6 protein-coding genes are annotated in these 12,628 nt (G+C 70.9%); 5 read left to right on the top strand and 1 reads right to left on the bottom strand.

All coding sequences use genetic code 11. The features are described from left to right. Positions 1-35 precede the first annotated feature (35 nt). Complete coding sequence (locus tag AC07N1_RS00435) at positions 36-1,766, bottom strand: phospholipase D-like domain-containing protein (protein ID WP_494669961.1); 1,731 nt, start codon at positions 1,764-1,766, stop codon at positions 36-38. Between the two features lie 360 nt (positions 1,767-2,126). On the opposite strand from AC07N1_RS00435, the gene bcsA reads away from it, so the two are divergent. Genes bcsA through AC07N1_RS00410 form a run of 5 tightly spaced genes read left to right on the top strand, consistent with a single transcriptional unit; the run spans position 2,127 to position 12,296 of the window. Further along, a complete protein-coding gene (bcsA, locus tag AC07N1_RS00430; RefSeq protein WP_494669960.1) occupies positions 2,127-6,503 on the top strand; it encodes a UDP-forming cellulose synthase catalytic subunit in 4,377 nt (1,458 codons plus the stop codon). Between the two features lie 14 nt (positions 6,504-6,517). After that, on the top strand, positions 6,518-10,453 hold the full coding sequence (locus AC07N1_RS00425; protein WP_494669959.1) for a cellulose biosynthesis protein BcsC: 3,936 nt from the start codon (positions 6,518-6,520) through the stop codon (positions 10,451-10,453). Then, entirely contained in the window at positions 10,450-10,917 is a 468-nt protein-coding gene (bcsD, locus tag AC07N1_RS00420) for a cellulose biosynthesis protein BcsD (protein WP_494669958.1), read from the top strand. The genes AC07N1_RS00425 and bcsD overlap by 4 nt, the downstream gene beginning before the upstream one ends. Before the next feature lie 16 nt (positions 10,918-10,933). Next, positions 10,934-11,935 (top strand): family 8 glycosyl hydrolase, encoded by a 1,002-nt coding sequence (locus AC07N1_RS00415; RefSeq protein ID WP_494669957.1) that lies wholly within the window; start codon positions 10,934-10,936, stop codon positions 11,933-11,935. Positions 11,936-11,966: 31 nt separating this feature from the next. Beyond that, complete coding sequence (locus tag AC07N1_RS00410; RefSeq protein ID WP_494669956.1) at positions 11,967-12,296, top strand: hypothetical protein; 330 nt, start codon at positions 11,967-11,969, stop codon at positions 12,294-12,296. The last annotated feature ends 332 nt before the right edge of the window (positions 12,297-12,628 follow it).

Genomic DNA, 12,628 nt, shown 5'->3' with positions numbered 1-12,628 from the left:
CCGGCGACGTTCGCCGGGAGGCCGATCGCCGGCGTTCAGCGCGCCGGCCACTGCGGAAAGAACAGCCGCTGGCGCTTGGTCTTCATGGCGTCGGGGGCGATGTAGCCGTTCAGCCAGGAGGCGTCTTCTATCAGGAACTTGGCCTCGGTGATGTCCCGCCCTTCCTCGACCAGCCTGTTGATGGTCTGGCGGGCGAAGAAGTGCCGGAAGATGCGGTCGAACTCGGTCAGGTAGATGTCGGCCACGACCTTGTCGCCGCGGATCAGCAGCATGTTCTCGTCGTTGTTCTCCAGCGAGGCGCTGGAGAAGTTGGCCGAGCCGGTGGCCACCAGGGGGGTCTCGCTCAGCGGGTCGATGAGCAGCGACTTGGTGTGGATGAAGAAGATGTTGCCCTGCTTGCGGAACAGCTCCTCCCTCAGGAACCAGGCGTCCAGGCTCGACTTGGGGAATGTCTTGGCTCCCGAGGCATAGGCGCCCAGAAGCGAGCCGTAGGCGGCCTGGACGTCGCGGTCGGCCTTGAGCTTGGCCTTCAGCGAGGCGTCCGGCTGGTCCTCTAGAAGGATGAAGCGCACGAACGGGCGATCGACGCCGAACTGGGCGGCCAGCAGCTTGTTGACCCCGAACGCGGCCGTGAACATCACCGTCTGCTCGGCGTCGGCGATCGCGTCGGCGTACCAGTTGAGCATGATGTCGTTCTTGCGCGGACTGAAGAGCGGCGTGATCCCGGTCGGGCGGGTCAGCGCGTCCAGGTCGTCCTGCGGCGTGCGCGCCTCGGACCAGTCGGCCAGGACGGGTGTCGTCGGGTCCTTGGCCAGCTCGGTCCAGTAGTCGAGATAGGCCTCGGCGATCGCAGGGGCGCGGACGATGTGGATGACGTTGGTCTGGCCGATGAAGCCCGAGGCGGTGAAGTTGGTCGAGCCCGTCAGCACCTCGCGGGTCTGGCCGCCCGACACCCAGACGATGAACTTGTTGTGGGGGATCTTGCGGCGCTTGGTGCGCTTGATCAGCGTCAGGTTGGCCTGGCGGTTCAGCCCATGGGCCTTGATGGCCGTGGCGGCCGATTTCGTCGCGCTGGTGTCGACCAGCTTCTTGGTCCTGTCGTCGACTTCCTGACCGGCTTCGTGAACGATCCGGACCTCGACGCCGCGCGCCGCCGCGGCTTTCAGCGCCAGCAGGATCGGGGCGTAGGTGAACTCGTAGGCCGCCACATGCAGGCGATCGCCCGCCGCGGCCCTGTCGATGAAGGCCAGGGCCGCGTCCAGCGCGCCGCGCGCCAGCCATTGGACGGTCTGGTCCTGCGGATCGTCCTGGTTCTTGGGCTTCTTGTTGGAGAAGTGTTCCGAGAAGGCCTGCGAAGCCACCGCGCCGCGATTGAAATAGATCCCGTGGACGCCGGCCTCGGGATCTTCGGTCCTGACGACGATGTCGGCGCCGGAGCCGAGCGTGGGCGCGGACGGCGCGCCATAGACCGGCTGCACCCGATAGGTGGTCTCCACGCCGGGCCTGGCCTGGTAGTCGGACCAGATCAGGCTCTGGATCGGATGAAGATTGCTCGGAAACTTGTCCTGCGGCAGCGGCGCGGGTTCGACCGAGGCGAAGACCTTCGAGCCCTCCAGCCAGTCGACCGCGCCGTCATGCACCCGACCGATCGCGAAGCCCAGCAGGCCTTGACGTGCGGCCGGCGCGATGTCGATGGCCAGCAGAACCACCCGCGTGCCGGCGATGGCGCGCAGGGCTATGTCGCCGTTTTCAACGAAGTTTCTCATGCCCGCTTCCCCCGAGAATGGATGGGCGAAATTACCACCGGATCGCGCATGGCGCGAGTCCTGGTCAAGCTATCGTCGACCGTGTTTCTTCAAGTCGGATCCATAACGCGGTTCAGTAAAACGATCGTTTTAGTTCCGGAAGGTCGAGTTATGCCCGCGTCAGGAAAGTAATGCGGCTTTTGGCCGCGGCGCTCAATCTGGAGCGTCAGCAGGAATAGTCATAAAGCCTAGCTTGTAGGTTGCGAGTTTGGGCCGCTAGCATCGGTTCGAAAGACCAGGTGTAAGCTTGACTGTTCGTTCGAGGGTTTTGATGGCGGAAAAGACGGCTGGGTCCGGATCGTCCATCCTGAGGCGGTCCTGATGGACGCCTCGACCCAGCGGTTCGCGGCCTCGAGGCCCTTTCTCCGACAGGCGCTGGCCCGGCTGGGCGTGGCGCTGCTGATCGCCGCCGCCGCGGCCGTCGGCGTCGTGGCCATCGTCATCCCGCTCAGCTTCAAGGACCAGGCGCTGTTCGCCCTGGCGACCATCGTCGGGGTGATCGCGGCCAACCGCCTGTCGCAGTCCAAGCACCTGACCATTGCCTTGTGCGTCGTCTCGGTGATCGTCAGCACCCGCTATCTGTGGTGGCGCACGACCGAGACCCTGCATTTCCGCAATCCGGGCGAGGCCTTCTTCGGCACGGGCCTTTACCTGGCCGAGATCTACGCCTGGCTGATCCTGCTGCTCGGCTATCTGCAGACCGCCTGGCCGCTGCAACGGCCGGTGCGGCCGATCACCGGCGCGCCGGCGTCCTGGCCCAAGGTCGACGTCTACATCCCGACCTATAACGAGAGCCTGGAGATCGTGCAGGACACGGTGCTGGCGGCGCTGGGCATGGATTACCCGCGCGACCGGTTCAAGGTGTACCTGCTCGACGACGGCCGCCGGCCCGAGTTCAAGGCCTTCGCCGAGAAGGCCGGCGCGATCTACATGACCCGGCCCGACAACTTCGGCGCCAAGGCCGGCAACCTCAACCACGCCCTGGGCCAGACCGACGCCGAGCTGGTCTGCATCTTCGACTGCGACCACATCCCCACGCGTGCCTTCCTGCAGATGACCGTCGGCTGGTTCCAGGAAGATGCGCGCCTGGCCCTGCTGCAGACGCCGCACCACTTCTATTCGCCCGATCCGGTGCAGCGGAACATCCAGACGGTGAAGGACATCCCCGGCGAGGGCGACCTCTTCTACGGCGTGGTCCAGCCGGGCAACGACCTGTGGAACGCCGCCTTCTTCTGCGGCTCCTGCGCCATCATCCGCCGCTCGGCCCTGGAAGAGACCCACGGCTTCGCGCACGAGACCGTCACTGAGGACGCCCACACCGCGCTGAAGCTGCAGCGCCGGGGCTGGAACACGGCCTTCCTGGAAATCCGCCTGTCGGCGGGCCTGGCGACCGAGCGCCTGGCCCTGCACATCGGCCAGCGCATCCGCTGGGCGCGCGGCATGACCCAGATCTTCCGGATCGATAATCCCTTGTTCGGCAAGGGCCTGAGCTTCGCCCAGCGGCTCTGTTACCTGAATGCGATGCTGCACTTCCAGTTTCCGCTGCCTCGCATCGTGTTCCTGACCTCGCCGCTGGCCTTCCTGCTGTTGGGCTTCAACATCATCAGCGCCTCGGCCCCGATGATCCTGGCCTACGCCCTGCCGCACCTGGTGCACTCGATCGTCACCAACAACCGCATGCAGGGCGAGGAACGCATGGCGTTCTGGGGCGAGATCTACGAGACCCTGCTGGCCTTCCACCTGCTGGGTCCGACGATCGTCACCCTGTTCGCGCCCAAGCACGGCAAGTTCAACGTCACCGACAAGGGCGGCCGGCTGGAGCGGGGCTATTTCGACTGGTCGCTGATGTGGCCGCACATCGTGGTCGCCGGCCTGTTGATCGCCGGCCTCTGCTTCGCCATGTGGCGGCTGCTGACGGCCGAGCCGGACTTCGTGCTGGTCGGCACCCTGGTGCTCAATGCCTTCTGGACTCTGTTCAGCCTGCTCGTGCTGTTGACCGCCATCGCCGTCGGCCGCGAGACCCGGCAGGTGCGTCAGCACGTCCGTATCGAGGCCTTCCTGCCCGCCCGCCTGCGTTTGACCAACGGCGAGGTGCTGGAGGTGGAGACCCGCGAGGTCTCGATGGGCGGCCTGTCGGCCATCGTTCCCGACGGTTTCTGGGGCGACGATCGCCACATCGACACCGTCGAGTTCCTGCAGGACGAGCGCGCCCGTCCGTTCAAGGCGCGGGCCATCATGTTCGACAAGGGGGTCCTGAGAGTGCAGTTCCTGCCGCTCGGCTTCGCCGAACGCCGCGACCTGGTGCGCAACGTCGTCGGCCGCGCCGACGCCTGGGTGCCCAACGCCCACTGGGCGCCGGTGCGTCCGCTGGCCGCCCTGGCGGGCCTGGTCCGGGCCAGCGCCAGCATCCTGTTCTGGTGGCGAGCGGCCAAGCCGGCGGCCCTGACGCCGCGCTCGCGGACGGGCGGCGGATCCGACGGCGGCCGGGCGGCGGTGATCGTCGCGGGCCTGCTGCTGGCCGGCGGCCTGGGCTGGAGCGGGCAGGCGAGGGCGCAGGATCCCGCGCCCGCCGCGGCGCCGGCCGGCTCGACCCGCGTGCTGACCCTCAAGGACCTGGGCTTTGGCCAATCCCTGCGCCTGCGCGGCGTGCAGGGCGAGGCGGGCGTCGACTTCACCCTGCGCCGCGACGAGGTGGTGACCGCCGCTCGGCTTGTCGTCTCGGGCGCCTATTCGCCGTCGCTGCTGGGCGATCTTTCGCAGCTGGCCTTGACCCTGAACGGCGAGCCGGCCGGCGCGGTCATGCTGACCCCCGACCGGGCGGCCGGAACCGAGTGGTCGATTCCGATCGATCCGGCCCTGTTCCTGCGCGACAACAACCTGAACCTCCGCTTCATCGGCCACTACACCCGCGCCTGCGAGGACCCGCAGCATTCGTCGCTGTGGATGACGGTCAGCAACCAGCGCTCGCGCCTGGAGCTGACGGTCTCGCGCCTGCCGGCGACGCCGGACCTGTCGATGCTGCCCGGACCGTTCTTCGATAAAGGCGGCGGCAAGCTGGTGCTGCCGTTCGTGTTCGCCGAGACCCCCTCCGACGCGGTGCTGCGCGGGGCGGGGGCGGCTGCCTCCTATTTCGGCATGCGGGCCAGCTATCGCGGCTTTTCCTTCCCGCCGCTGATCGGCGCCCTGCCGCAGGGCGAGGGCGTAGTGTTCGGCCAGTCGGGCCAGACGATCGGCGGCCTGACCCTGCCGCAGGTGAACGGTCCGACCCTGGCCGTGGTCGCCAATCCGCAGGCCCCCGATCATCGCCTCTTGCTGGTCATCGGCCGCGACACCTCGGAGATCCGCCGCGCCGCCCTGGCGCTCAGCATCTCGCAGGGCGGGCTGAACGGGTCCATGGCCCAGGTCGACACCGCCCTGATCGCGCCGCGCGCGGCCTACGACGCCCCGCGCTGGCTGCGCATGGACCGCCCCGTCCGCCTGGGCGAGCTGGTCGACGCCCAGCTCCTGCAAGCGCCGGGCCTGTCGCCGGCCCCGGTCGCCGTGCCGTTCCGCGTCGCCCCCGACCTCTTCCTGTGGCCGGTGCAGGGCGCGCCGCTGCGCGTGCGCTATCGCTATCCGAAGGGGCCGTGGTTCGACCGCGAGCAGTCGCGCCTGGACGTGTCGCTGAACGGCCAGTACCTGCGCTCCTACCGGCTCAGCGCCCAGGATCGCACCGCCGAGGTGCAGGGCCTGTTCAACCGCTTCGCCCGTAACGAGCACAGCCTGGACCTGCCGCCCTACCTGCTGTTCGGCGCCAGCCAGCTGCAGTTCTATTTCGACATCAAGAGCAACAAGACCGGGGCCTGCCAGGGCCAGCTGCCGACCAACGTCCACAGCGGGATCGACCCGGACACCACGATCGACCTCAGCGGCGGCCGCCACTTCGCGGCCCTGCCGAACCTGGCCTTCTTCGCCAGCGCCGGCTTCCCGTTCACCCGCAACGCCGACCTCGACAAGACCACCGTCGTGCTCGACGCCAATCCCGCCCCGGCCGACATCGAGGCCTATCTGGCGCTGATGGGCCGGTTCGGTGACGTCACCGGTGCCCCGGTCACCCGGGTGGCGATCGCGCGCGACGCCGACGCGGCTTCGCTGAAGGGCCGCGACGTGCTGCTGATCGGCCGCCCCGACATGGTCCGCCGGTTCGGGGCGCTGTTCGCCGGCGCGCCGGTGCGCTTCGAGGACGACCGCCTGCGCCTGAAGCTGGCGGCCCCGATCGAGCGCCTGTTCCTGATGGCCGACGGCGAGGCCTCGGCCGGCCGCGACCATGCCGACGACCTGCTGGTGGCCGGCGAAGGCTTCGAGGGGCTGGTCAGCTTCCGTTCGCCCTTCGACCGCGGCCGGGCGGTGGTGGCCGTGCTGTCCAGCGATCCGACCCGCCTGCCGGCGGTGGTGGCTCGCCTCGACGACCCGGCCCAGAACGCCCGCATCCAGGGCGATCTGGCCATCGTCACCGAGGAGGGCTTCTCCAGCTTCCAGGTCGGCAAGGTGTTCCACACCGGCGACCTGCCCTGGTGGGTCTACGGCATGTGGTGGCTCAGCCAGCGGCCGCTGCTGCTGGCGCTGTCGATCTTCGGCGTCGGCCTGGCCCTGTCGTTCCCGCTCATCGTCGCGCTGAAGGCCATCGCGCGACGCCGTCTCGAAGGTAGCGCGAAGTGAAGACCCTGCGTCGCATGTCCGTGGAAGCCGCCCTGGCCGCCATCCTGCTGGCGGGCGGGACGGCGCAAGTCGCCCAGGCCCAGGGGGGAAGCGCCGCGGTCGGCGCCCTGGTGCGCCAGGGCGACTTCTGGAGCCAGAAGGGCCGCAAGGACCTTGCGGCCGACGCCTACAAGCGCGCCCTGGCGGCCGATCCCGGCAACGCCGCGGCCAAGCGGGGCCTGGCGGCCCTCGACGCGCCGGGCGGCGGGGCGAAGGCTCCGGCGGGCGCAGCGGCGGCCGGCGGCGACCTGGCCAAGGCCCGGGGTCTGGCCCAGCGGGGCGAGAACGCGGCGGCCGCGGCCGCCTATCGCCAGGCGTTCGGCGGCTCGACCCCGCCCGACGCCGTCGCGCTGGAATACTACCAGACCCTGGCCGGCGCGCCGGGCGGCGTCGCCCAAGCCCAGGCGGGCCTGCGGTCGCTGTCGGCCCGCAAGCCGGGCGACCAGAACGTGCAGCTGGCGCTCGGCCAGGCCCTGACCTATCGCGAGGGCAGCCGCCGCGAGGGCGTGGCCCTGCTGGCCCGCCTGGCGGGCGGCGGCGGTTCCGTCGCCGGCAAGGCCGCCAGCGCCTGGCGCCAGGCCCTGACCTGGATGGACGAGAGCCCGCGCAACGCCGACCTGTTCGGCGACTACCTGGCCGCCCGTCCCAACGACGCCGAGATATCGCGCAAGCTGGCCGCCGCACGCACCGCGCCCAAGGCCCCGGCGGCGGCCGCGGTCGACCCGTCGGCCGGCGACCGGGCCAAGGGCTTCGAGGCCTTGCAGGGCGGCGACGTCGCCGAGGCCGAGCGGCGCTTCCAGGCGGCCCTGGCCCGTCGCGCGGGCGACGCCGACGCCCTGGGCGGGCTTGGCCTCGTGCGGCTCCAGGCCCAGCGCTTCGGCGAGGCCGCCGATCTCTTGGGACGGGCCGGCCGGTCCAGTCCCGCCAGCGCCGGGCGCTGGAAGGAGGCCCTGACCAGCGCCCGTTTCTACGCCGGCCTGCAGGACGCCCAGGCCGCGCTCGACCAGGGCCAGGTGATCAAGGCCGAGCAGACGCTGCGGCCGCTGACCGCCGAGACCTATCCCGACCGCCTGCTGGCGCGCGGCCTGCTGGCCGAGGCGCTGCGTCGCCAGGGCAAGGCGGCCGAGGCCGAGAGCGCCTATCGCGCCGTGCTGGCGGCCGCGCCCAACCAGGCCGAGGCCCAGCAGGGTCTCGTCCAGGTGCTGCTCGACCAGGGCCGCACGGCCGAGGCCGACGCCGTGGCGGCCGCTTCGCCGGCCCTGCAGCCCGACGCCAGCGGCCAGAACGTGCTGCGCGGCCGCATCGACCACGAGCGCGCCAACCAGCTGTGGGCCAACGGCGACCTGTCGGGCGCCAACGCCGCCTTCGAGAGCGCCCTGGCCGCCGCGCCGTCCGACCCTTGGGTGCGGCTCGACTTCGCCCGCTTCCTGGCCGGCCAGGGCGAGGCCCAGGCGGCCGAGGGGCTGATGGCCCCGGTCGGCGCCGGAACCCAGCCCGAGCAGATCCACGCCGCGGCCGTCTTCGCCGACCAGCAGGGCCGCCCGTCCGAGGCCCTGGCCCTGCTTGATCGTGCTCCGATCGGCAAGATGACGCCGGAGATGACGGCCCTGCGCGGCCGGCTCGAGATCGACGCCGCCATCGACCAGGCCAAACAGGGCGGCGGCGTCGCCTCGTTGCGCGCCCTGGCCGCCCGCCCGGCGCTGTCGGTCGCGGCGCAGGGCCGCCTGGCCTCGGCGCTCTACGACCTGGGCGACCGCCAGACCGCCCTGGCCATGGCCCAGCGGACCCTTGTGGAGGGCGTCACCGAGGCGCCGGCCGGCTATGACGGCATGGTCGCGGTGCTGGCCAAGGCCGGGCGCGACGCCGAGGCCGCCGCCATCATCCGCCAGGCTTCTTCGCGTTCCGGCGGCTCGCCGGACGGGGTTCGAGCGGTCGCCGACCTGACCGCCACCCTAGGGGCCGAGCGAGCCGACCGCCTGCGCCAGGCCGGCGATCTGGCCAGCGCCTTCGACGTGCTGTCGGCCGCCTTCGCGGTCGCCCCGCGCAACACCCGCCTGCTGGCCCCGCTGGGTCGCGTCTACCAGGACGGCCGGATGTACGACGAGGCCGCCCAGGCCTTCGCCGTGCTGCTGCGCGCCAAGCCGGGCGACAAGGAGGCCCTGATCGGCCTGGCCGACGCCTCGGCCGCCAAGGGCGACGTGGCGGGCGCGCGCCGCACTTTGGCTCAAGCGATCGCCGCCAGCCCGCGCGACGCCGACCTTTATCTCGCCTCGGCCCGGGTCGAGCGCCAGGCCGGCGACGAGAAGGCGGCGCTGGAGGCCCTGCGCATGGCCCGCACCCTGCGCGAGCGGCGGCCGGCCTTCGGTTCAGGGTTGGACGCCGTGCTGGCGCCGGGCGGCTCGAACGCCGCCCCGGGCGGCGGCCTCGGCCCCAATCCGTTCACGTCCGGCGGTGTTCCGGCGCGCGCCGCGGTGCTGCCGGTGGCGGCCAGCCGCTACGACCTGATGAGCTCGGCCGCCGCCGCGCCCCTGGCCGCCGTCGATGTCGCGTCCGGCGGCGACCAGCTGGCAGGCGTGCTGACCCCCGCCGCGCCCGCGCCCGCGCCGGTCGCCGAGCGCAGCTTCGCCGGCGTGGCCTTCCCGTTCACCGGCCGCAACGGCCGCGCGGGGGAGGCGGCCTCGCCGCGTCCCACGACCACCGTCGCGCCGTCGCCGGGCAATCCGTTCGTGGCGCCGGCCGCCCGCGACCCGGTGGTCGGCGACATCGACCGCCAGATCGCCGAGATCACTGCCCGCACCGCCGCCGAGGTCTCCGGCTCGGCCCAGATCCGCGCCCGCTCGGGCGAGGCGGGGCTGGGGCGGCTGCACGAGCTGTCGGCCAGGGCCTCGGGCTCGGCGTCGCTGGGCGAGGTGCGGTTCACCGCCTCGATCTCGCCGGTCAGCATCGACGGCGGCACGCCCTCGGGCTCGGCCGAGCAGCGCTATGGCGCCAACCAGATCATCAACGCCCGCGCCATCGTCGGCGCCTTCGCGCCCGTCTACGCCGCCGCGCCGCAGAGCGCCTCGGGGGCGGCGATCAACCTAGCCATGGCGGCGGGTCCGCTGTCGGCCGACATCGGCACGACCCCGATCGGCTTCGGCGACATCGACGTCGCCGGCGGAGTCGCATTCTCGCCGCGCCTGGGCGCCAACGGCCAGGGCAAGTTGTGGATCGAGCGCCGCCCGGTCACCGACAGCGTCGTGGCCTATGCCGGCGCCCGCGATCCGGTCACCGGCCAGCGCTGGGGCCGCGTCATGCGCACCGGCGGCGGGGTCAGCCTATCCTATGACGACGGCGCCTCGGGGCTCTACGGCGACGCCAGCTACGGCCACTACGACGGCGAGCACGTGGCCGACAACGACAGCTACCAGGTCAATCTGGGCGGCTACATCCGCCCCTATCGCCGCGGCGAAACCGAGGTGCAGGTCGGCTTCAACCTCAACCAGCAGGGCTTCGACAACAACCAGAACTTCTTTAGCCTGGGCCACGGCGGCTATTTCAGCCCCAAGTCGTTCACCAGCCTGACCGCGCCGATCAGCGTCACCGGGCGCCAGGGGCCCTGGAAGTTCAAGGGAGCGATCGCGCCGGGCTACCAGACCTACAACCAGGCCGGCGCGGCCTACTTCCCGATGGACGTCGCCTTGCAGACCGAACTCAACACCCTGGCCCTGGCCGACAGCGACGTCTTCCCGCGCTATCTGGCGGAAAGCGCCAGCGGGTTCGGCATATCGGGGGGGCTATCGGCCGACTACCAGTTCCGGCCCGGCGCCAGCATCGGCGGGGCCGTCAACTTCAACACCTTCGGCGTCTACAACGAGACCGCCGTCAGCGTGGGCGTGAAGCAGACCCTGGGCGGGGAGGGCGGCCGATGAGCGGAGATGACGCCCGGGCGCGCGACCTGGACTATCTGAACCGCCGCCGCGTCAGCCCGCAGTGGTCGCCGTTCCTGGCGGCCCTGGCCGGCGAACTGACCGCCGTCGCCGATCCGACCGCCGCCCGGCGCTTCCTGCGGGCCACGGGCGAGCGCATGGCCCGCCGCTTCGCCCTGCCGACCGTCGAGACGCTCGACGAGCTGGAGGCTCAGCTGAACGCCGTGCTGGGTGGGATGGACTGGGGCTGGACCCGGCTGGCGGCGGCGGACGATCATATCCTCATCACCCATGGGGCCTGTCCCAATGCGCTCGACGACGACGACAGACGAGCATGGCCGCCGCTCATGGCCGAGGTTCTGGCGGGGGCCTACGGCGCCTGGCTCGCCGCCCAGGGCAGCCCGGGCGGCGTCACCACCTGCCGCGATCCTTCGGCTTCGCCGCTGGTGTTCGAGCACCGGGTCTAGGCTGCTGATGGTGGTGATGATCGCCGCGACGGGAGCCTCGGGCGCCTGCGCCGGGCCGCCCGCCGAGGGCTGGGCCGCGTTCAAGGCCGCCTATGTCCGGCCCGACGGCCGCACGGTCGATCCCGAGAACGGCGACATCAGCCACAGCGAGAGCCAGGGCTATACGATGCTGCTGGCCGAGGGCCATGGCGATCGCGAGACCTTCGACCGGGCCTGGAACTGGACCAGGACCAACCTGGCCCGGAAGAACGCGCCGCTGCTGGCCTGGCGCTACGATCCCCGCTCGCGGCCGCCCGTCGCCGACCAGAACAACGCCGCCGACGGCGACGTCCTGGCGGCCTGGGCGCTGCTGCGGGCCGGGCGGCGCTGGCGCGACGACGGCTATCTCGCCGCGTCCAAGGCCATCCGCGACGCCATCGCCGAGCGGCTGGTAATCGAGGTCGGCGGGCGCACGGTGCTGCTGCCGGGACTGGAGGGCTTTCGCGGTCCGGCCGGGGTGGTCGTCAACCCGTCCTATTTCATCCTGCCGGCCTTCCAGGACTTCGCCTCCGCCGACGGGGCCGAGGCGCCGTGGCGGACCCTCATCGCCGACGGCGTGACCCTGGCGCGCGACGGCCGGTTCGGCGCCCGCAAGGTTCCACCCGACTGGCTCCTGGTGCATCCCGACGGAAGCCTGGCGCCCGCCCCCGACAAGCCGCCGCTGTTCGGTTTCGACGCCATCCGCGTGCCGCTCTACCTGGCCTGGGGCGGCCAGGATTCGCTGGCCGCGCAGACCGCGGAATACTGGCGTGGAAACATTCAAGCCCAAAAACGGCCACCGGCATGGGTCAATATGTCCGACGGTCATGAAGCCGACTTTCCGTTATCTAGCGGGGGTGTCGACATCGCCGCCCTGGCCTTGAACGACCCGTCGATCCAGAGGCTTCGGGGGACGCCGCCGGATCGCACGTACTACTCGTCCGCCCTGGTCCTGCTCGCCGAAATGGCGGGGAGGGAAAGGCGGGCCAGACGACCTTGAACCCCGAACCGCCTTGCGGTGGAGCCACGACATGTCCGGCGACGTCAACCGCCTCTTCTCGATGATCAACCAGATCAATCTGCCGTATCAGATCTTCGAGACGGCCGAGACCGAGGCTGAGTTCGAACCGGAGTTCGAGCCCGATTTCGAGTCCGGGCGATCCTCGCGGCAGGCCGAGGCCGAAGCCATGGTCCGCGCCCTGGAAGGCTTCTTCGGCTGCCCGCCGGCCGCCGCCAACGAAGACGTCGTCGCCTGCGGCGACATCGGCTTCCTGCAGGCCTACGCCGAGAAGCCGCCGGCGCCCGCCCGTTCGGGAAACAAGCTCGCCGACATCTTCCAGCGCATGCGCGAGCGCGCCTGACGCCCTGAGCGCGTCCTGAAGGTCCCGCGTCAGGCGCGGGACGTCCCATTCTGGCTCAGTCCAACAGGGTCGATCGGGCGGCGAGGCCGGCCCGACGCATCGCCAGACCTGCAACTTCACCTTGCGGACAAGGGAGCGGCCTCAAGGTCGCCCTAGGCGCGAAGTGGCGTGATTGTTGCTGCTTTCCTGCAATAAAGCGAAATCGGTCGGTAAGCACGGCTGTGTGCCGCGACCGAACACTGTAACTTCAGCTTGGTTCGGCGATGTCGCCGATGGGCCAGTTGCTTTTCGCCGCAGTATGCAGCGCCGGGCTGTCGGGGTCTGGCTGGGTG

The sequence above is a fragment of the Caulobacter sp. GW821-FHT09B11 genome, assembly GCF_059418205.1.
Note: the sequence above shows the minus strand (reverse complement) of the source record. Positions and strands in the feature narration are given on the sequence as shown.